This is a genomic window from Micromonospora sp. CPCC 205539 (assembly GCF_036906815.1).
Taxonomy (GTDB): Bacteria; Actinomycetota; Actinomycetes; order Mycobacteriales; family Micromonosporaceae; genus Micromonospora.
On sequence record NZ_JBAKHW010000020.1, the window covers coordinates 79773 to 97983 of the forward strand.

Annotated in this window: 24 protein-coding genes; 15 read left to right on the top strand and 9 right to left on the bottom strand. The window is 70.4% G+C overall.

Going from position 1 to position 18211, the window contains the following annotated elements; all coding sequences use genetic code 11:
* The first annotated feature begins 289 nt into the window (after nt 1-289).
* Complete coding sequence (locus V6V47_RS19175) at nt 290-514, top strand: hypothetical protein (protein ID WP_334629642.1); 225 nt, start codon at nt 290-292, stop codon at nt 512-514.
* A 70-nt stretch (nt 515-584) separates the two neighbouring features.
* Complete coding sequence (locus V6V47_RS19180) at nt 585-779, top strand: hypothetical protein (RefSeq protein ID WP_334629643.1); 195 nt, start codon at nt 585-587, stop codon at nt 777-779.
* Between the two features lie 55 nt (nt 780-834).
* Here V6V47_RS19180 and V6V47_RS19185 read toward each other — a convergent pair whose 3' ends face one another.
* Genes V6V47_RS19185 through V6V47_RS19195 form a run of 3 tightly spaced genes read right to left on the bottom strand, consistent with a single transcriptional unit; the run spans nt 835 to nt 2101 of the window.
* Nucleotides 835-1371, bottom strand: a complete 537-nt coding sequence (locus V6V47_RS19185; RefSeq protein ID WP_334629644.1) for a DUF1360 domain-containing protein — start codon at nt 1369-1371, stop codon at nt 835-837.
* A 47-nt stretch (nt 1372-1418) separates the two neighbouring features.
* Nucleotides 1419-1757, bottom strand: a complete 339-nt coding sequence (locus V6V47_RS19190; protein ID WP_334629645.1) for a hypothetical protein — start codon at nt 1755-1757, stop codon at nt 1419-1421.
* Nucleotides 1757-2101: a DUF6158 family protein gene (locus V6V47_RS19195; protein ID WP_334629646.1), complete on the bottom strand. Its 345-nt coding sequence runs from the start codon at nt 2099-2101 to the stop codon at nt 1757-1759. The genes V6V47_RS19190 and V6V47_RS19195 overlap by 1 nt, the downstream gene beginning before the upstream one ends.
* Nucleotides 2102-2234: 133 nt before the next feature.
* On the opposite strand from V6V47_RS19195, the gene V6V47_RS19200 reads away from it, so the two are divergent.
* Together V6V47_RS19200 and V6V47_RS19205 are read left to right on the top strand one after the other, a co-directional pair.
* Nucleotides 2235-2657 (top strand): hypothetical protein, encoded by a 423-nt coding sequence (locus V6V47_RS19200; protein WP_334629647.1) that lies wholly within the window; start codon nt 2235-2237, stop codon nt 2655-2657.
* Between the two features lie 26 nt (nt 2658-2683).
* Nucleotides 2684-3010 carry a DUF3817 domain-containing protein gene (locus tag V6V47_RS19205; protein ID WP_334629648.1) on the top strand — a complete coding sequence of 109 codons (327 nt, stop codon included), beginning with the start codon at nt 2684-2686 and terminating at the stop codon, nt 3008-3010.
* A gap of 24 nt (nt 3011-3034) precedes the next feature.
* On the opposite strand, the gene V6V47_RS19210 is transcribed toward V6V47_RS19205, so the two are convergent.
* Nucleotides 3035-3556 carry a DUF6232 family protein gene (locus tag V6V47_RS19210; protein ID WP_334629649.1) on the bottom strand — a complete coding sequence of 174 codons (522 nt, stop codon included), beginning with the start codon at nt 3554-3556 and terminating at the stop codon, nt 3035-3037.
* Nucleotides 3557-4044: 488 nt separating this feature from the next.
* On the opposite strand from V6V47_RS19210, the gene V6V47_RS19215 reads away from it, so the two are divergent.
* On the top strand, nt 4045-5016 hold the full coding sequence (locus V6V47_RS19215) for a C40 family peptidase (protein WP_334629650.1): 972 nt from the start codon (nt 4045-4047) through the stop codon (nt 5014-5016).
* A gap of 72 nt (nt 5017-5088) precedes the next feature.
* Here the strand turns inward: V6V47_RS19215 and V6V47_RS19220 are convergent, their stop codons facing one another.
* The 3 genes from V6V47_RS19220 to V6V47_RS19230 form a co-directional block, all read right to left on the bottom strand.
* Entirely contained in the window at nt 5089-6078 is a 990-nt protein-coding gene (locus V6V47_RS19220; protein WP_334629651.1) for a sigma-70 family RNA polymerase sigma factor, read from the bottom strand.
* Nucleotides 6079-6492: 414 nt separating this feature from the next.
* Entirely contained in the window at nt 6493-7449 is a 957-nt protein-coding gene (gene murQ / locus V6V47_RS19225; RefSeq protein ID WP_334629652.1) for an N-acetylmuramic acid 6-phosphate etherase, read from the bottom strand.
* Nucleotides 7446-8360: a MurR/RpiR family transcriptional regulator gene (locus tag V6V47_RS19230; protein ID WP_334629653.1), complete on the bottom strand. Its 915-nt coding sequence runs from the start codon at nt 8358-8360 to the stop codon at nt 7446-7448. Before V6V47_RS19230 ends, murQ begins: the two co-directional genes overlap by 4 nt.
* 273 nt (nt 8361-8633) lie before the next feature.
* Here V6V47_RS19230 and V6V47_RS19235 point away from each other — a divergent pair, with 273 nt between their 5' ends.
* Nucleotides 8634-9326, top strand: a complete 693-nt coding sequence (locus tag V6V47_RS19235) for an SDR family NAD(P)-dependent oxidoreductase (RefSeq protein ID WP_334629654.1) — start codon at nt 8634-8636, stop codon at nt 9324-9326.
* Here the strand turns inward: V6V47_RS19235 and V6V47_RS19240 are convergent.
* Nucleotides 9311-9943, bottom strand: coding sequence for a thymidylate kinase (locus V6V47_RS19240; protein ID WP_334629655.1), 633 nt, complete (start codon nt 9941-9943; stop codon nt 9311-9313). The genes V6V47_RS19235 and V6V47_RS19240 overlap by 16 nt on opposite strands.
* 119 nt (nt 9944-10062) lie before the next feature.
* Here V6V47_RS19240 and V6V47_RS19245 point away from each other — a divergent pair, with 119 nt between their 5' ends.
* From V6V47_RS19245 to V6V47_RS19265, 5 genes are all read left to right on the top strand, one after another.
* Nucleotides 10063-10710 carry a nucleotidyltransferase gene (locus V6V47_RS19245; RefSeq protein ID WP_334629656.1) on the top strand — a complete coding sequence of 216 codons (648 nt, stop codon included), beginning with the start codon at nt 10063-10065 and terminating at the stop codon, nt 10708-10710.
* Nucleotides 10707-10982 carry a hypothetical protein gene (locus V6V47_RS19250; RefSeq protein WP_334629657.1) on the top strand — a complete coding sequence of 92 codons (276 nt, stop codon included), beginning with the start codon at nt 10707-10709 and terminating at the stop codon, nt 10980-10982. Before V6V47_RS19245 ends, V6V47_RS19250 begins: the two co-directional genes overlap by 4 nt.
* A gap of 10 nt (nt 10983-10992) precedes the next feature.
* A complete protein-coding gene (locus V6V47_RS19255; RefSeq protein ID WP_334629658.1) occupies nt 10993-11769 on the top strand; it encodes a metallophosphoesterase family protein in 777 nt (258 codons plus the stop codon).
* A complete protein-coding gene (locus tag V6V47_RS19260; RefSeq protein ID WP_165947907.1) occupies nt 11760-11903 on the top strand; it encodes a GPGG-motif small membrane protein in 144 nt (47 codons plus the stop codon). Before V6V47_RS19255 ends, V6V47_RS19260 begins: the two co-directional genes overlap by 10 nt.
* A gap of 143 nt (nt 11904-12046) precedes the next feature.
* A complete protein-coding gene (locus tag V6V47_RS19265; RefSeq protein ID WP_334629659.1) occupies nt 12047-12541 on the top strand; it encodes a TspO/MBR family protein in 495 nt (164 codons plus the stop codon).
* A gap of 69 nt (nt 12542-12610) precedes the next feature.
* Here V6V47_RS19265 and V6V47_RS19270 read toward each other — a convergent pair whose 3' ends face one another.
* Nucleotides 12611-13384, bottom strand: a complete 774-nt coding sequence (locus V6V47_RS19270) for a peptidoglycan DD-metalloendopeptidase family protein (protein WP_334629660.1) — start codon at nt 13382-13384, stop codon at nt 12611-12613.
* Nucleotides 13385-13634: 250 nt separating this feature from the next.
* On the opposite strand from V6V47_RS19270, the gene V6V47_RS19275 reads away from it, so the two are divergent.
* The 4 genes from V6V47_RS19275 (at nt 13635) to V6V47_RS19290 (ending at nt 18179) form a co-directional block, all read left to right on the top strand.
* Nucleotides 13635-14981, top strand: a complete 1347-nt coding sequence (locus V6V47_RS19275; protein WP_334629661.1) for an ABC transporter substrate-binding protein — start codon at nt 13635-13637, stop codon at nt 14979-14981.
* Nucleotides 14982-15051: 70 nt separating this feature from the next.
* On the top strand, nt 15052-16098 hold the full coding sequence (locus V6V47_RS19280) for a carbohydrate ABC transporter permease (protein WP_334629662.1): 1047 nt from the start codon (nt 15052-15054) through the stop codon (nt 16096-16098).
* Between the two features lies 1 nt (nt 16099).
* Nucleotides 16100-17068, top strand: coding sequence for a carbohydrate ABC transporter permease (locus V6V47_RS19285; protein ID WP_334629663.1), 969 nt, complete (start codon nt 16100-16102; stop codon nt 17066-17068).
* A gap of 64 nt (nt 17069-17132) precedes the next feature.
* Nucleotides 17133-18179: a LacI family DNA-binding transcriptional regulator gene (locus V6V47_RS19290; protein ID WP_334629664.1), complete on the top strand. Its 1047-nt coding sequence runs from the start codon at nt 17133-17135 to the stop codon at nt 18177-18179.
* Nucleotides 18180-18211 lie beyond the last annotated feature (32 nt).

The window sequence follows — 18211 nt, forward strand, 5'->3', positions numbered from 1 at the left end:
ACCTAAATTGCCCTCGCGGAATACCGTTCGGCTGGAGCCGCGTCGTGCCACTCGCCGAGAGGCGACCTGCACACCGACACCAGCGCCGCCCCCGGCCCAACGGCCGGGGGCGGCGCTGTCTGTGTCCCGGCCCGACGCCGCCGCCGACCCCAGACCGACACGGTGTCGGGGGTGTCGCGGTGTCCCGCCGTCGGCGACACCCCGACGTCAGCGATCTCGTGACGATCATGGGAGCGCCAGCCCGCGCTGCGCGACGTTTGCCCGATTCCGGCCCGGGTAGCTGATCAGCGTGACCGACGACGCATCCGTGGCCGGCGAGCCGGACACCCGGCGCCTCGACGACCTGCTCGACGACATCTTCCGGGCCCAGGAACGGGTCACCCAGGCGGAGATCTACCGCCAGGCGGTGGCCGCCGAGCTTCCGCCGGACCTGCTCGCCCGCATCGACGCGCTGCCCGAGGGCGAGTACGCCGTCGACGAGGCCAGCGACCTGCTGGGCGGTTCCATCGGCTAGGCACGGCCACCGCATCCACGTCGCGGCCGCCGCATGTGCGCCGCACCCGCCGCGAGAAAGGGACACCGACATGACGCACCACGAGGAGCACCACGAGAAGGTGCCGGCGCTGGCCCAACCGCCCAAGGGCAGGGACACCACGCCCGAGCCGGACTTCGCCAACGAACACGACCGCACCGCCGTGGACCGGGACATCATCACCGGCGCCGACGAGCACGAGCGGGAACCGGAGTCACCGCACGGCTGGTCCGGCGAGGAGCGCTGACGCGTACGGCAGCGGGGGTCGGCAACCGCCGGCCCCCGCTGTTCTCGTCCTCGGATCAGTCGTCGTGCCCGCCCTCGGCGGCCTGCTGCGCCGTCGCGTACGCCATCTGCAGGAAGTCGGACGCGGCGACCGCGGTCAGCGCGGTGGCCACCAGCCGGGTCAGCCGGGGTGCGAGCACCAGACCCCCGGTCAGCCCGGTGGCCACCCAGACCGCCAGGCAGAACGGGCAGCTCAGCAGCTCACCGATGGCGTGCCGGGTGGAGCTGCCCGAGTCACGGACCTGCTCCATCACCTCGCCGCTGCCGATCGGCCGGTCGTAGCTGGTGAACGGCGCCCGGAGTGGGCTGGTCACCGCGTCCTTGGACAGCAGTCGGCTGAGCTTGTGGGTGGCGATGGAGAGCAGCACCACGTCGGCCGGGGAGGGGCGCTCGGGCACCGGCCGGTTGGTGGCCTTGACCAGGCCGGCGAGCACCCCGGCCACGCCGGCCCAGGTGCCCATCGCCACCAGATAGCCGTCGAGCGGCCGATGCTCGTGTGGCGCGTACGCCCGGCGCAGCCGCGCCACCTTCTGTCGCAGGCCAGAGTCGGTCAACCCGGTCTCCTCGAATGTCGGGGTGGGGGTGCGGGCCGGCCGCGTACTCAGCCGGCCTGAAGGTTGTCGGCGACCTCGCGTACCAGGTTGGCCAGCGCCTCGTCGGCCAGCGCATCCGGCTCCGGCCCGCCGGAGGGGTCGGCGAGGTCGAGCTGGACCCGGGCGCCACCGGCGTCGGCCGGCTCCACGCGGATCTCGGCGGACCATTCGGCGGCGTCGACGTCACCCCAACGGGCCCACAACTCGGCATCGCTGATCTCGGCGGCGGGGCTGCCGTCGGCACGCAGCGGCTCCGGCAGCCAGGCCGACGCCCGGTTGGGGTCGGTGGCGGTGTTGAAGACGACCTCGGGCGGCGCGGACATGCCGCGTACGGCACGCGCGGGCATCACGCGCCCCGCAGGCGGCTCGGGTCGACCTCCCGACCCGGGTGGCGGGCCAGGTACTCGGTCTCGAGTTCGGCCGTGCGCCGCAGGTGGTTGGCGAGCGCGGAGTCCGCCGCGTGTCGGAGGGTGTCCAGCCGGGTGCGGTGCAGGCTGTGCACCTCGCGGATCAGATCTTCGTCGCTCAGCTCGGTCGGGTCGACGCCGAGCATGTCGCCGTCGAGGTCCGTACCGGCGCCCGCCGGATCGGCGAGCTGATCATCGCCGCTCCACTCGGGCACCCGCTGCTCCGGGCTCATCTCCGTGCCGCCGCTGGACGGGAACCCGTCCTCGCGTACCGATCCGGTCATCGTCGCCCCCCTGGTCTCGTTTGGGCTGGCGTCTAGACGGATGCCCACACCCGGTGGTGCCAAACCCTCCCGGCCACGCGACAACTACGACACGGTGTCGGAGAGCGGCAGGCTCCCCGGTACCCTCGATGCCATGAAGCGGCTCTGGACCCCGGCGTGGATCGCGCGTCACGTGGCCATGGTCGTGCTGGTCGTGGGTTTCCTCGGGCTGGGCTGGTGGCAGATCAGCCGGGCCACCGCCGGCAACAGCCTGAGCTGGGGGTACGCGGTCGAGTGGCCGATCTTCGCCGGCTTCGTGGTCTACGTCTGGTGGCGTGAGGTGCGGCTGGCCCGCCGACCCCCGGCGGAGACCGGCGAGCCGTCGGGCGATGCCGCCGCCGGGCCGACGCCGGCCGTGACCACCGGCTCCCGACCGGCGGTACGCCGACCGGTGCGGGTCTCCCGGGTGCCGGCCGCCGGCGTGGTCGCCGAGGACGCGGACCTGGTCGCCTACAACCGCTACCTGTCATGGTTGAACGCCAATCCGGGCGCCCGGCCCGGTGACTATCCCGGCTAAGCCGGGCTTTGGAAGGACGGACGACGGTGGGCGCTGCCCTTACCCGGTACCGCGTGATCGCCTGGATCGTGGGCGTGGTGCTGATCGTGCTGGTCGTGATCGGGATGCCGCTGAAGTACGCGTTCGACAACCCGGTCGTGGTGGAGACGGTGGGCCCGGCCCACGGCTTCCTCTACATGATCTATCTGGTGGCCGCGTTCGACCTGAGCCGCCGCGCCGACTGGCCGCTGAAGCGGATGCTCGCGGTGATGCTGGCCGGCACCGTGCCGTTCGTCTCGTTCTACGCCGAGCGCCGGGTCACCGGGTGGCTGGCCCGCCCCGCGGAGCGGGCGCCGGAGCCGGTCGCCAGCTGAGCGGTGGTTCGGGGCCGGGCCGGATCAGCGCCGGGGGCGCCACGGCTGGGCCGAGGCGAGCGGGTCCACCCAGGCCCCGTACCGGTTCACTTCCCGGGCCCGCAGCAGCGCTCGGGTGACCTGGCCGAACTGCCGTTCGTCGTCGGTGCTGAAGAGCAGCATCTCCGCGCCCCGGTGCCAGCCCCACAACTCGTACGGTGGTGGCCGCCAACGGTCGCCGATCAGGGCCAGAGCCGCCGGCAGCAGGAACACCGCCCCGAGGATGAGGTACGCCTCGGCGGTCAAGCGTTGCAGGCCGCCGGTGAAGCCGAGCAGCAGCCCGACCCCGCCGATCATGGCGACGGTGACCGCGACGGCGCGGACGGCGACCCGATCGTGCGGCCCCCGGGTGGTGCGCAGGTGGGTCAGGTCGGCGACCCGGTAACTGGTGCTACAGACGGTGAGCCGGTCGACGGTGACGACGATGCCGGGTCGCGCGTACAGCAGAGTCGACCTGGCGCCGGGCACCGTACGCGGCGGTCGTGTTGGTGCGCCTTCACGATCCACGGTTCCTCCCGCGGTGCGATCCGCCGGGCTGGCCCACCGTCGACAGACACCGCTGCCTGTCGACGGGAATCCCGGCTGCGGCCTTCATTGTGTTGCGGCACCGCCAGCACTTCGGGGCATTTACCGCGCAGCGTCCGCCCACCCGTCCGAGGGACATCGCCGGGAAACAGCATCCATTTCCCGCTTTATCGGTTATCGCGCGTAGGTAACCGGCGGCATGCGCCCGGAACGACGAAAGCCGTATAAGGATCATTTCGGGCACGGCCTGCCCATCGCCGGGCTCACGTCGCGCCTCAAGCCACGGCGGCGTCACCGGCCCTTCTCGCCACTTCGCCAACATTCGCCCCTGCTTCAACTGCGGGTGACAACCGTCCCGGGTTAGGTTGGGCGGGCCGGTCCGGCCCAGTGCCATCCACCCGGATGGTCCCGGCCGGTGTCGCCGGGGCGTCAGCAGCCCGTGGCGGCCGTGGGAGAGGGGCATTCCGCTCTTGTCATCCCTGAGAACCCTGCTGCGCACCGTGGCGTTGGTCGGCATGTCGGCCGCGCTGATCGCCCCGACGGCGGCGGCCCACGCCGAGCCGTCCCCCGCCGACCTGACCCGCCGGATCGAGACGTCCTCGGCCGAGTTGGAGGGGATCGTCGAGTCGTACAACAAACTCAGCGAGGAGATCAAGACAAACAAGACCGCGGTGGCCCGATTACAGGCCCGCATCGGCCCACTCGAACAGCAGACCGAGCAGAGCCGTGCCGACGTCGCCGCGTTGGCGACGACCGCGTACAAGAGCGGTGGCCTGCAGACCGCGGACGCGCTGCTGCGTGCCGGCGGCTCGGCCGCACTGCTGGACCGGCTCGGCACGCTCGACCAGCTGACCCGGCAGCGACAGGAGAGCATCTCCGGTTTCACCGCCAATCAGCGGCGTCTGCTCGACGAGAAGGCACGCCTCGACGCCACGCTGGCCCGGCAGGCCGCACAGGCCCGCGAGCTCGCAGCGGGCAAGAGGCGGATCGAGAGCGACCTGGCCGAGCTGTACGAGCTGCGCCGACAGGCGTACGGGGCGGCCACCGAACGGGCCGCGCCCAAGGCGGCACCCACCGAGAAGGCACCCGCGGTGGCCGGTGACGCCGGTGCGGCGGTGCGCTACGCCTACGGTGCGCTGGGCAAGCCGTACCGGTGGGCGGCCGACGGGCCGGACGGCTACGACTGCTCCGGGCTGACCTCGGCGGCCTGGCGGGCGGCCGGCAAGTCGCTGCCACACAACACCCGGATGCAGTGGGGTGTGGTCGCCCACATCGGCAGGAGTGAGCTACGCCCGGGTGACCTGGTCTTCTACCGCGGCCTCGGGCACGTCGGGCTCTATGTCGGCGGCAACCAGGTGATCGACGCCCCGAGCGCCGGCCGCAACGTGCTCAAGCGCGGCATGAACATGATGCCCATTCAGGGGTACGGCCGGGTCCGCTAGCCGCGCCCGGATATGCGCAACGGCCGGCGTCCCCCTATCGGACGCCGGCCGTTCGCCGTCATTGTTACCAGCTCAGGCTGCCTGCAACCCCTCGGCCCGCGCCAGCTCACGGAGCCGGCCGAGGGCCTGGATCTCCAGCTGCCGGATCCGCTCACGGGACAGCGAGAACCGGGACGCGACCTCGGTGAGCGAGTGCTCCCGGCCGTCCTCCAGCCCGTACCGGGCCCGCATGATGCCGGCGGACCGGTCGTCGAGGTGGTTGAGCAGCCCTTCGATCCGCTGCCGCTCCAGGCCGCTGAGGACGATGTCCTCCGGCGACGGCGCGTCGCTGTCGGCGACCAGGTCGCCGAGGCTGGTGTCGCCGTCGTCGCCGACCGGCGTGTCCAGCGACACAGTGTCCTGCGACCAGCGACGCAGCTCGTTGACCCGCTCGACGGTGACGCCAAGGGATGCCGCGATCTGCTCCGGCTCCGGGTCGGCGCCCAGCTCACGAGTCAATTGCCGGGCCACGTTGCGCATCCGGTTGACGTCCTCCACCAGGTGCACCGGCAGACGGACGGTGCGCTCCTGCTGGGCGATCGCCCGGCTGATCGCCTGCCGGATCCACCAGGTGGCGTAGGTGGAGAACTTGTAACCACGCTCGTAGTCGAACTTCTCGACCGCCCGGACCAGGCCGGTGTTGCCCTCCTGGATCAGGTCCAGCATGGGCATGCCCGACCGCACGTAACGGCGGGCGATCGACACGACCAGTCGGAGGTTGGCGCGGATGAAGAGGTCCTTGGCGCGATCCCCCTCGACGACCAGCCACTCCAGGTCGGCCCGGTCGACACCGCCGGGGACTGCATCCTCACCGAGCAGGTGCTCGGCGTAGAGGCCGGCCTCGATCGACTTGGAGAGCTCGACCTCCCGGGCGGCGTCCAGCAGTGGCGTCCGGGAGATCTCGTGCAGGTAGACGCCGACCAGGTCGCGCTCCTCGGCCACCTGATCGGTGCGCATGCCGATGTTCTTGTCCACGTTGCCCACGGTCCCCTCGCTCGCGCCGGTTGCCCGGTTCCTTGCCATCCCCACGTCCGTCAGCCCCCCGGTAACTTCTGCTGTGCCCACCGGTGCTGACACCTACACAACAGATGAGACGTGTCGGGGATTCCATGTCGTGAGTCGAAAGTGTCACGAATGCCTGAGTAGTAGCTGAGAGCACGGTCCATGTTTGCTGTCAGCACCCCCGCCGGGTGGCTCGCCGCTGGGCACCACGTACGGGTTGGCGGGTCGACGAATCGCCGAACGCCCGCAACTATGGCAACACCGCCCGCCGCGGGGGCACAGCGACCCGGGTCACCACCGCGCTGCGATCCTGGTCACTGCCAGATACGCGCGGGCGGACCGGTCGGTTCATCCACGGGGTGTGATTACCCCCCGCCTCAGTGAACAATCCGGGGGCGCGTTCGCTTCCCGACGCCGAGGCGGAGGGGCCGCGGGCTAGGAGGCGAGCAGTGCGAGAGCGCCCCGGACCTGGTCGGCGGAGCGGGCCAGCGCAGCCCGCGCGGCCGCGACCTCGGCGCCGGAGACCAGCGAGACCAGCGCGGTCTTGAGATCGCCGCCAGCTTCGTTGAGGGCTCGCCGGGAGATTTCCTCCGAGCAGCCGGTGGCCTCGACCAGGATCGAGATCATTCGTCCCCGAAGCTTGGCGTTGGTGGCGACCATATCGATCATGAGGTTCGAGTAGACCCGACCCAGGCGCACCATGACGGCGGTCGAGAACGTGTTCAGCACCAACTTCTGCGCCGTGCCCGCCTTCATCCGGGTCGACCCGGTGACCACCTCGGGTCCGGTGTCCACCCCGATGAACACGTCGACCGACCGGGCCGCCTCGGCCTCCGGATTGGCGCAGAGCAGCACCGTCGAGGCGCCCTTCGCGCGGGACGCGGCGAGCGCCCCGAGGACGTACGGGGTACGTCCACTGGCGGCCAGACCGACCACGAGGTCACCGGCGTGCACGCAGCCGGCCGCATCGGCCGCACCGCCCCGATCGTCGTCCTCGGCGTCCTCCACGGCCCGCCACATGGCGTCCGGTCCACCGGCGAGGTGGGAGCAGAACCAATGCCGGGGCGAGTTGAAGGTGGGCGCCAACTCGGCCGCGTCGAGCACGCCCAGTCGACCCGAGGTGCCGGCGCCGAAGTAGTGCACCCGATGCCCGCCGCGCAGCGCCGCGACCGCCAGGTCGACCGTGGCGGCGATCTCGTCGAGCACCGCGGCGACCGCTGCCGGCACCCGGCGGTCGGCCTCGTTGATGACGGTGAGCACGTCCCGGGTCGACATCAGGTCGAGGTCGGCGCTCAGCGGGTTGCGCTGCTCGGTGGGGGCACCCACCCGGACGATCGGGCGTTCCAACGGTGCTGACATGTCCGCGTCCGGCTCCACCGAACCGGCCGTCATCCCCGCCTCCGGTTGGCACCCACCCGGTGCGACTGGACCGCCTCGGCGGTCACCTCGAGGGCCTTGCGCGCCCGTGTCCGGTTGCGCGCGGCCACCCCGACGAAGAGGCAGTCGACCACGGTGAGCTGGGCCAGGCGGCTGGCCGTCGCGCCGGAGCGGTAGGTGGTCTCGCGAGCCGCGGTGGTCAGCACGAAGTCGGCCACGTCGGTGATCGGCGAACGCGGGAAATTGGTGAGCGCCACCGTGGCCGCGCCCCGCGCCCGGGCCTGCTCCAGCACCTCGATCACGTCGGAGGTGGTGCCGGTGTGCGAGATGCCGACGGCCACGTCGCCCCGGCCGAGCAGGGCAGCCGAGGTCAGTGCGGTGTGCACGTCCGGGAAGTAGAACGCGATCCGGCCGATGCGGTGCAGCTTCTGTTGGAAGTCGGAGGCGACGAACCCGCTCGCCCCGGCGCCGTAGATGTCGATCCGGCCCGCGTTCGCGATCGCCTCGACGACCTGCTCACAGACGGCCGGGTCGAGCTGCTCGGCGGTCTCCTCGACCGCGCGGGCGTCGTTGAAGGCGATGGTGGCGATAATCTGGGCGAGGTCGGCACCGGGCGGGATGTCACCGCCGACCACCCGGGCATCCGGTGGCTCGATCCGGCGGGCTGCCTCGGCGGCGAGCCGGATGCGCAGCTGCGGGTAGCCGTCCATCCCGACCGACCGGCAGAACCGGATCACGGTCGCCTCGGATGTCTCGGCTGCGGTGGCGAGGTCGGTGATCGTCTTGCGGGCTGCGTCCGCCGGGTCGGCGACGACCAACCGGGCGACCCGCTGCTCGGCGGGCGACAGCGACGGCAGAAGCCCGCTGATGTGGACGATCAGCCCACCGGGCTCCTGACTCGCAGAAATCTTCGGACTCTTCGCCACGGATGAAACTTACTTTCATGAGGCGTGAGCGTCAACCATGACTCCACGTGTTGGTGAAAATACCGCCGATCGGGCGATCCCGTCCCGACCCAGCGTGCCACCGTCGGAGGCCCGTCACCTCCCCCTCCGGGTCGGGTCGGCCTGCCGGCAGGCGTCGGCCGTCCGGAACCGCGGGTCCGAGTCGACCGTACGGCGTCCCCGACCGGCGCGCCAGGCAGGGCCGGCGACGCTCCGAGCAACCAGACGGCGCAGCGTGGCGCTAGCGTGTGCCCCATGGCGGAGCGCAGTGTGCTGGTCACCGGGGGCACCGGCGGTCTGGGCGGAGCGGTCACCTCGACGTTCCTGGCGGCTGGCTGGCGGGTGGTCGTACCGGAGCGAGGGGCCCGACCCGGGTCGGAGCCGGCGCCGGACGGTCTGGTCCGGCTGACCGCGGACCTGGCCGATCCGGCCGGGGCGGCCCGGGCGGTCGAGACCGCCGCCGGTGATCCGTCGGCGCCCTTGCGGGCCGTGGTGAACCTGGTCGGCGGGTACGCCAGCGGCGGGCTGGTGCACGAGACGCCGGTCGACGAGTTCGAGCGGATGCTCACCACGAACCTGCGCCCGACCTATCTGGTCACCCAGGCCGCACTGCCGCACCTGGTGGCGGCCGGCGGCGGCGGGGTGGTCTGCGTCTCGGCCCGCGCGGCGGTCGCCCCGTTCCCCGGCGCAGCCGGGTACGTCACGGCCAAGGCCGCGGTGCTGGCCTTCGCCAACGCCGTGGCCGTCGAGTACCGGTCCCGCAACGTACGCTGCAACACCGTGCTGCCCAGCGTCATCGACACTCCGGCGAACCGAGCCGCCCAGCCCGACGCGGACCACTCCCGCTGGGTGGCCCCGGCCGAGATCGCCTCGGTGATCCACTTCCTCGCGTCGGCGGAGTCCGCGCCGACCAGTGGCGCCACCGTCCCGGTCTACGGACGGGCCTGAGCCACCGGCGACCAGGTCGCCAGGTGCGCCTGGATCTGCTCGGTCACCTCCTCGGCCGGGCGGCCGGCATCCACCAGCACGAAGGTCGGGTATTCAGGCAGGGCCCGATAGGCGGTGTCGGCCGCGGTCAGCCAGCCCATCGTCTCGTGGTCGGTGCCCCGCTGCTCGATCCGCCGGTACGCCTCCGCCGGGTCGACGGCCAGCAGGAAGGTCACCTGCGGCGTCGGAAAGACCCGGTAGCCGGCTCGGGCCAGCCGCTCCCAACGGTGCCCGCCATGCGCCCGGATGCTGGCGTACTGGCAGGCCGAGTAGCGGTCCATGACCGCCGTACGGCCGGTGACCAGGCAGCTGAGCAGGGCGGCGGCGATAGCGAGCCAGCGCAGCACGGACTCCACCGCCAGGACGCCGTCGCGCCCGACGAGTCGCTGGGCGTCCGGGCGGCCGAGCCGTTGGGCGAGTCGACCGAGCCAGCGGCGCCCGCTGGCATTGCGGCGGTACGTGGCCGGGCTGCCGGCGGCGTTCAGCGCGTCGGCCAGCCGGTGCGCCTGGGTGGTCTTGCCCGAGCCGTCGATGCCGATCAGGGCAACGGTGCGCAGTCGGGCTCTGCCGCGTCGCATCCCCGATGATCTGGCCACCCTCGACAGGATATCCGACCCGCGCTTCTACTCCGCGAGGTTTGTGGCGTTTGATCCCTGTTCGCACCCGCCCGCGACCTGGCCAGGTGTGGACGACCGGAATGCCGGGTACGGGAGTTCGAATCCAACCGCCTGTCCACCTACCTGACCGACGGGAGATCCAGATGGCTGAGCGCGGAGACGAGAGTCTGGTGCACACCCTCAAGAAGGTCGCCGCCGTGCTCAAGCAGTCCGAGATCCCGTTCGCGCTCGGCGGCAGCTTCGCCGTCTACGCCCACGGTGGCCACTCCAGTGATCACGACGTCGACTTCCTGATCCGGGAGGCCGACGTCGAGCGGTCCCTGGAAGCCCTGGTGGCCGCCGGCTTCGACGCGCACCGTCCACCCGAGGACTGGCTGGTCAAGGTCTTCGACGACGGGCGGATGGTGGATCTGATCCACCGGCCGATCGAGACCCCGGTGACCGAGGAGACGTTCGCCGACACGGTGGTCCGGCCGGTGGACGCGATCCACATGCCGGTGCTGTCCGCCACCCAGCTCATGGTGCACAAGCTGCTCAGCTTCTCCCAGCACTACTGCGACTTCGCCCGCGGCCTGCCGCTGGCCCGGTCGCTGCGGGAGCAGATCGACTGGGAACGGGTACGCAAGGAGACGCAGCACTCGCCGTACGCCGAGGCGTTCCTGGTGCTGCTGGACCGGCTGGAGGTGGTGCCGGAGGCCGGCACCCCGGAAGGAAAGGGGACACCGTGACTCAGCAACGCGGCAGCGGCGCCGGGCCCCCGGACGAGTACGTCGAGGCGGAGATCCACCGGCTCCTCGCCGAGGATCCCGCCGTCGCCGAACAGGGGATCACCGTCGTCTGGCGGGAACGCGCCCTCGTGCTCTACGGCGAGGTGGAGAGCCCGCACCGGCGCGAGGAGATCCTGCGCCGGGTGGCCGAGCGCTTCCCGGACGTGCCGATCACCAGCGACATCGGGGTGATCCGCGCCCAGGCGCCCACGGAGATCGAGCAACTGCCCTGAGGGAGGTTCCATGGTGATCCGGATCGCCGCCGTGGGCGACGTACATCTGGACGAGGACGTGGTCGGCCGCTTCCGCCCCGCGCTGGAGGAGCTACCGGACTGCGCCGACGTACTACTGCTGGCCGGGGACCTGACCCGGCACGGCACCGAGGCCGAGGCGCGCTGCGTGGCGCAGGAGTTCGGCGGGCTGGGCGTACCGGTCGTGACCGTGCTCGGCAACCACGACCACCAGTGCGACCAGGTGCCACAGGTGGTCAAGGTGCTGGAAGACGCCGGGATCACCGTGCTGGAGGGGAACGGCGTGGTGCTGGACTGCGCGGGTGGCCGGCTCGGCATCGCTGGCGCGAAGGGCTTTGGCGGTGGCTTCGCCGGGCGGTGCGCGAGCGACTTCGGCGAACCGGAGATGAAGGCGTTCGTCCGGACCACCAACGACAGCGCGGACCGCCTCGGTGCGGCGCTGCGCTCGCTCGACTGCGACATGCTGGTCGCGCTCACCCACTACTCGCCGGTGCCGGACACGCTGGCCGGTGAGCCGCTGGAGATCTACCCGTTCCTCGGCTCCTACCAGTTGGGGCAGGCGATCGACTCGGCACCGACCGCGCTGGCCCTGCACGGGCACGCGCACGCCGGCACCGAGCGCGGCACCACCCCCGGCGGGGTACGGGTCCGCAACGTCGCGCACCCCGTGATCAAGCAGGCGTACAGCGTCTTTCACGTTGGCGATCAACTCGACACCGACCAGGTTTCCCCGATCGGTGGGTCGGGTATTCAAAGGTCATGGAGCTGATTCTCTGGATTCTCGCAGTCGTACTCGTCGTCGCCGGCATCCTCGCGCTGTTCCGCCGGCAGATCCTCTGGGGCGTCGTCCTCATCGTTGTCGGGCTGTTGGTCGGCCCGGGTGGTGTCAGCATCTTCAATTGACGTTCGTATCGCATAACACCGGGACCCGCCGGGGTCGCCGCGACCGGAGCTCCGTCCTCCCGACAGGAGCACCGACCGCAGCGGCCCCGGCGCTGTGCTGTCCGCTGGTTTGACTGCTCGATCGGGCGGAAAGTATCTCGACCATGGAGAAGTCGCAGGACGGATCGCCGATTTCCGGGCGACGGTCCCGCTGGGCGCTGGCCGGTTTCGCGGCGGCGGTCTTCGTCGCGGCCGCGATCGGAGTGCTCGGGGTGCAGGGCACCACCGAGGAGTACGCGAGCCTGCGGCAGCCCGGTTGGGCACCGCCGTCGTGGCTGTTCGGCCCGGTGTGGACGGTGCTGTACGCGCTGATCGCGGTGGCCGGCTGGCTGGTCTGGCGCCGGGTGGGCTTCGGGCCGACGCTCTGGGCGTGGACCGCCCAGCTGGTGCTCAACGCGATCTGGACGCCGCTGTTCTTCGGTGCCGGGCGGTACGGGCTGGCCTTCGCCGAGATCGTGGTGATGTGGCTGGCGATCGGGCTGACCGTCGTGCTGTTCGCCCGGGTATCCCGGGCCGCGGCGGCGCTGCTGCTGCCCTACTGGGCGTGGGTCACCTTCGCTGCCGCACTGAACCTGTCCATTTGGCAGCTGAACTCCTGACGGGCTCCCCGGTCTCCGGACCGGAGTCTCCGGCAGGCAGGTGCCCGCCGGAGACCGGTCCGCTTCGCGTCAGCAGCGGGGGACGCCGGGGATGTAGCCGTCGTAACCGGTGTAGACGTACGCGTCGGCGATGTAGCGACCGCTGCCGATCCGGTCCCAGATCGAGCTGGTGCCGTAGGTGCCGGTGACCGTGGTGCCGCTGGTCTGGCAGGCAATGGTCACCCGGGTGCCGTCGGCGACGGTGCCCACCGAGGAGTACCCGGTGCCCGGGCCGGAGCGGACGGTCAGCGGCGTACCACTGGTGTCGACCGTGGCGTTGCCGGAGCCCGAGGAGCACCCGTTGTCACTGGTGTAGCTCTTGGTGCCCCAGTAGTAGCCCAGCGTGCCGTTGAAGCGGACCTGGATGTCACTGCCGTTGAGGCGCTGCTCGTAGTGCAGGTGTGGGCCGGTCGACCCGCCGGTGCTGCCGACCCATCCGAGGACCTTGCCGTAGGCGACGTTCTGCCCGACGGAGACGTTGAAGCCACTGAGGTGGGCGTAGTAGGTGCTGTAGCCACCGCCATGGTTGATCCGGACGTACTTGCCGTAGCTGGTCCCGCCGAGGTCGGTAACCCGGTCGACGGTGCCCGGAGCGCTGGCGACGACCGGGTCGCCGTTGTCGTCGGTGCGGTTGAAGTCGACGGCGTACGCCGGACTGTGGTCCGACCGGGTCTGGCCCGACCAGGCCTGGCCGCACGGGAACGGCACCTTGAAGGTCGGCGCAGCCAGCGCCGGGCTCGCCGGCGCGAGGACTCCCCCGACGAGCAGACCGGTCACCAACAGGCTGATCCACCGCTTACGCATGCAGTTCCTCCTATGTCGAAAACCTTCGATGTGGAGCCCATAGCCTGACAGATATCGTCAATCTTCGAAAGAGTCAGCGATCGTTCCCGGGAGCGCGCCCACGAGGCGGCCCGGAGGTTTCTGGATTGTTACTCGCTCGTGTCTGCCAGGGGGTGGACCGGACCGGATGCAAGCGCTTACATGTGTGCACGCCCAATCGGACCGGCGACGGGTCAACAGCACGACCGCGCCGGCTAGGAAGGAGGACGGCATGGCGGTCTTTACCAGACCACGCCAGGCCTTCGTGATCGCCGGTGTACTCGGGCTGGCGCTCAGCGCCACCGCTTGCGGTACCGGCGACGACAAGAAGAGCAGCAACGCGGGCTCCGCGGAGTGCGCCGCATACGACAAGTACGAGGGCCACGACGGCAAGAAGGTCTCCATCTACGCGTCCATCCGTGACGCCGAGGCCGACCTGCTCAGGGACTCTTGGAAGTCGTTCGAGGACTGCACCGGCATTGAGATCGACTACGAGGGCAGCGGCGAGTTCGAGGCGCAGCTGCCCGTCCGGGTCGACGGCGGCAACGCGCCCGACATCGCCTTCGTGCCCCAGCCAGGCCTGGTCAAGCGCTTCGCGGACGCCGGCAAACTGAAGTCCCTCGGTGCCGACACCAAGGCCCTGGCCGAGCAGAACATGCCGGCCGACTGGCTGAAGTACGGCACCGTGAACGGGACGCTCTACGGCGTGCCGCTCGGCGCGAACGTCAAGTCCTTCGTCTGGTACTCGCCGAAGACGTTCAAGGACAAGGGCTGGGAGGTCCCGACCACCTGGGACCAGCTCATCGCCCTGAGCGACAAGATCGCGGCCAGCGGCATGAAGCCGTGGTGCGCGGGCGTCGAGTCCGGTGACGCCACCGGCTGGCCGGCGACCGACTGGATCGAAGACCTGATGCTGCGTACGCAGGGCGCCGAGGTCTACGACCAGTGGACCACCCACGCCATCCCGTTCAACGACCCGCGGGTCGCCGAGGCGGTCGACCGCGCCGGCACCATCCTCAAGAACGACAAGTACGTCAACGGCGGGTTCGGCGGCGTCAAGAGCATCACCACCACCTCCTTCCAGGAGGCGGGCGTGCCGGTCACCACCGGCAAGTGCGCGATGCACCGGCAGGCCTCGTTCTACGCCAACCAGTTCCCGGCGGGCACCAAGGTGGCCGAGGACGGCGACGCGTTCGCCTTCTACTTCCCGGCCATCGACCCGGCCAAGGGCAAGCCGGTGCTGGGCGCGGGCGAGTTCGTCGTCGCCTACACCGACCGCCCGGAGGTGCAGGCGGTGCAGACCTACCTCGCCTCGGCGGAGTACGTCAACAGCCGCGCCAAGCTGGGCAACTGGGTCACGGCGAACAACAAGCTGGACATCGCCAACGTCGCCAGCCCGATCGACAAGCTCTCCGTCCAGATCCTCCAGGACAAGAGCGGCGTCTTCCGCTTCGACGGTTCCGACCTGATGCCGGCCGGCGTCGGCGCGGGAACGTTCTGGAAGGGCATGGTCGAGTGGTTGAACGGCAAGGCAACCGCTCCGGTGCTCCAGGGCATCGAGAGCAGCTGGCCTAAGTGATCCCGGCGGTGGCCCGGTCCGCGTTCGCGGGCCGGGCCACCTGCCGCTCGGACCCGGAAAGGGAGGGTTGATGGAGTTCGACTTCGCTGATGAGCAGCCGAAGCTCCTCATGCTGTTGTACGGGCTGATCGCCTTCGTGGTGGTGGTGGGCGGTCTGCTCCTGCTGCTCGACGTCGTACCGGCCTGGTTCGCCCGGCGACGCGAGGCGCAGCTCGTCGCCGCCTCCGCCAGTGGAGCCCCGCTCCCCCGGCGGCCCAAGCGGGGCGAGGGCCTCTTCGCCCTCTTCTTCCTGCTGCCGACGCTGCTGCTGCTCATCATCGGCCTGGTCGTGCCGGCCATCCGCACTCTGCTGCTCTCCCTGATGGACCGGAGCAGCACCAACTGGGTGGGGCTTCGCAACTACAGCTGGATGTTCTCCGACGACTCGATCATCCGGGTCCTGATCAACAGCCTGATCTGGGTGCTCCTGGTCCCGCTGGTGGCGGCCGCGTTCGGTCTGATCTACGCCGTACTGGTGGACAAGGTCCGTTTCGAGGCGGTGGCCAAGTCACTGATCTTCCTGCCGATGGCCATCTCCTTCGTCGGCGCCAGCATCATCTGGAAGTTCGTCTACGCCTACCGTGGCGAAGGCGACCAGATCGGTCTGCTCAACCAGATCGTGGTCAGCCTCGGCGGTGAGCCCCGGCAGTGGCTGCTGGAAGCACCCATGAACACGCTGCTCCTGATCGTCATCCTGATCTGGATCCAGGCCGGTTTCGCCATGGTGGTGCTCTCCGCCGCGATCAAGGCCATCCCCGGCGACATCGTGGAGGCCGCCCGGCTCGACGGGGTCAGCCCGTGGCAGATGTTCTGGCGGATCACCATGCCGACCATTCGACCGGCGCTGATCGTGGTGGTCGTGACCCTCTCGATCGGCACGCTCAAGGTCTTCGACATCGTCCGGACCGCGACCAACGGCAACTACGACACCAGCGTGATCGCCAACGAGATGTACAACCAGGCCTTCCGGTACGGCGAGAGCGGCCAGGGCTCCGCGCTGGCGGTCTTCCTCTTCATCCTGGTCATCCCCATCGTGATCTACCAGATCCGCAACCTCCGTCAACAGCGGGAGGGCTGAGATGACGACCGCAACGCCCACCGTCGCCGCCGGAACCCAGCAGACCGCCGGCACCCCGTCCAGCACCGCCGGACGAGTCCGCAAGCGGTTGAACAGCCGCGTCGCGACGCTCGTCTCGATCGTCATCGCGGTGGTCTGGACCATCCCGACCTTCGGCCTGTTCATCTCGTCGCTCCGGCCGGAGAACGAGATCAAGACCACCGGTTGGTGGACGGCTTTCACCGACCCGCAGTTCACCCTGGAGAACTACCAGCAGGTCCTGTTCGGGCGGTCGTCGTCGAACGGGCAGCTCGCCAGCTTCTTCGTCAACTCAGTGGCGATCACCATCCCGTCGGTGCTCTTCCCGCTCGCCTTCGCGTCCCTGGCGGCGTACGCGCTGGCCTGGATCAACTTCCGCGGCCGGGACTGGCTCTACATCGCGATCTTCGCGTTGCAGATCGTGCCGTTGCAGATGGCCCTGGTGCCGCTGCTGAAGTTCTTCTCCACCGGCGTCTCCCTCGGTGGCGTCACCCTGATGCCGGCCTGGGACCTGGTCGACGAACAGAAGTTCGCCCAGGTGTGGTTCGCGCACACCTGCTTCGCGCTCCCGTTCGCCGTCTACCTGCTGCACAACTTCATCTCGCAACTGCCCGGGGATCTCATGGAGGCGGCCCGCGTCGACGGGGCCACCCACCCGAAGATCTTCCGCACCATCGTGCTGCCGCTGATCACCCCGGCGTTGGCCGCGATCGGCATCTTCCAGTTCCTCTGGGTCTGGAACGACCTGCTGGTCGCGCTGATCTTCGCCGGCGGCGGGGACGAGACCGCCCCGCTCACCGTCCGGCTGGCCGAGATGGCCGGCACCCGGGGCAACGAGTGGCAGCGGCTCACCGCGGGCGCGTTCGTCTCGATCGTCGTACCGCTCATCGTGTTCCTTTCTCTCCAGCGCTTCTTCGTGCGAGGCCTGCTCGCCGGCAGCGTCAAGGGCTGACCCGCGTGCGCTGCCGCCCGGCCTTTCGGGCGGCGGCGCACGCCGGGCACCGAGCGGGGGAACCGTGACGAGGATTGATGATGTCGCCCGGTTGGCCGGAGTCTCCACGGCCACCGTCTCGCGGGCCCTACGCGGGCTGCCGACCGTCTCGGCCGCCACCCGACGCCGGGTACTCGCCGCCGCCGAGCAGCTCGACTACGAGGTCTCGCCGAGTGCGTCCCGCCTCGCTGGCGGCCGGACCGGCACGGTCGCGGTGGTGGTCCCGCGGATCACCCGTTGGTTCTTCAGCACGGTCGTGGAAGCGGTCGAGGAGTTCCTCCACCAGTCCGGTTACGACCTGCTGCTCTACAACCTGGGTGGCCGGGAGCAGGTTCGCCAGCGGGTGCTGCGCACCGCCAACCTGCACAAACGTGCGGACGCCATCATGCTGGTCGCCACGCCGCTGCGGCCGGCCGACCTGGACGCGCTGGCCACCCTGGAGCTGCCCGGCGTGACGATCAGCTCCGGCACCAGAGTGCCCAACTGGCCCTGCGTACGCATCGACGACGTGGCCGCCGCCCGTACCGCCACCGAGCATTTGATCGACCTCGGCCACTGCCGGATCGCGCACATCTCCGGCGACCCCGACGACGAGCTGGCCTTCACCACCCACCTGGACCGGCGCCGGGGCTACCAGGCGGCGCTTCGGGCCGCGGGCCTGCGTCCCGATCCGAGCCTGGACATCGAGTCCTCGTTCACCATCGACGGCGGCAACCGGGCCGCCGCGGAGTTGCTGGCCCGGGGTGAGCCGCCGACCGCGATCCTCGCGGCCTGCGACGAGATGGCGATGGGCGCGATGACGGCGTTGCGCGACGCCGGGCTGCGCGTACCCCAGGATGTCAGCGTGATCGGCATCGACGATCATGACCTGGCCGGTGTGCTCGGGCTCAGCACCATCGCCCAGCCCGCCGCCGAGCAGGGCCGGCTGGCCGCCCGGATGCTGCTCGACCCGCTCGGGGCCCGGGGCCTGGGGCCGATCGTCGGTCAACGGCCCCCCGGTCCCGACACGCCGGTGATCCTGCCCACTCGGCTGGTCGTCCGGGACTCGACCGCACCACCCCGGGCACACTGAACGGAACCACCCGACCCCACGGCTCGACACGG

Excerpts from the sequence above, each read along its gene's own strand:
- V6V47_RS19180 (WP_334629643.1), top strand. The coding sequence starts at position 585 with ATGACGCACCACGAGGAGCACCACGAGAAGGTGCCGGCGCTGGCCCAA.
- V6V47_RS19190 (WP_334629645.1), bottom strand. The coding sequence starts at position 1,757 with ATGCCCGCGCGTGCCGTACGCGGCATGTCCGCGCCGCCCGAGGTCGTC.
- V6V47_RS19195 (WP_334629646.1), bottom strand. The coding sequence starts at position 2,101 with ATGACCGGATCGGTACGCGAGGACGGGTTCCCGTCCAGCGGCGGCACG.
- V6V47_RS19200 (WP_334629647.1), top strand. The coding sequence starts at position 2,235 with ATGAAGCGGCTCTGGACCCCGGCGTGGATCGCGCGTCACGTGGCCATG.
- V6V47_RS19220 (WP_334629651.1), bottom strand. The coding sequence starts at position 6,078 with ATGGCAAGGAACCGGGCAACCGGCGCGAGCGAGGGGACCGTGGGCAAC.
- murQ (WP_334629652.1), bottom strand. The coding sequence starts at position 7,449 with ATGACGGCCGGTTCGGTGGAGCCGGACGCGGACATGTCAGCACCGTTG.
- V6V47_RS19235 (WP_334629654.1), top strand. The coding sequence starts at position 8,634 with ATGGCGGAGCGCAGTGTGCTGGTCACCGGGGGCACCGGCGGTCTGGGC.
- V6V47_RS19240 (WP_334629655.1), bottom strand. The coding sequence starts at position 9,943 with ATGCGACGCGGCAGAGCCCGACTGCGCACCGTTGCCCTGATCGGCATC.
- V6V47_RS19245 (WP_334629656.1), top strand. The coding sequence starts at position 10,063 with ATGCCGGGTACGGGAGTTCGAATCCAACCGCCTGTCCACCTACCTGAC.
- V6V47_RS19255 (WP_334629658.1), top strand. The coding sequence starts at position 10,993 with ATGGTGATCCGGATCGCCGCCGTGGGCGACGTACATCTGGACGAGGAC.
- V6V47_RS19260 (WP_165947907.1), top strand. The coding sequence starts at position 11,760 with ATGGAGCTGATTCTCTGGATTCTCGCAGTCGTACTCGTCGTCGCCGGC.
- V6V47_RS19265 (WP_334629659.1), top strand. The coding sequence starts at position 12,047 with ATGGAGAAGTCGCAGGACGGATCGCCGATTTCCGGGCGACGGTCCCGC.
- V6V47_RS19270 (WP_334629660.1), bottom strand. The coding sequence starts at position 13,384 with ATGCGTAAGCGGTGGATCAGCCTGTTGGTGACCGGTCTGCTCGTCGGG.
- V6V47_RS19275 (WP_334629661.1), top strand. The coding sequence starts at position 13,635 with ATGGCGGTCTTTACCAGACCACGCCAGGCCTTCGTGATCGCCGGTGTA.
- V6V47_RS19280 (WP_334629662.1), top strand. The coding sequence starts at position 15,052 with ATGGAGTTCGACTTCGCTGATGAGCAGCCGAAGCTCCTCATGCTGTTG.
- V6V47_RS19285 (WP_334629663.1), top strand. The coding sequence starts at position 16,100 with ATGACGACCGCAACGCCCACCGTCGCCGCCGGAACCCAGCAGACCGCC.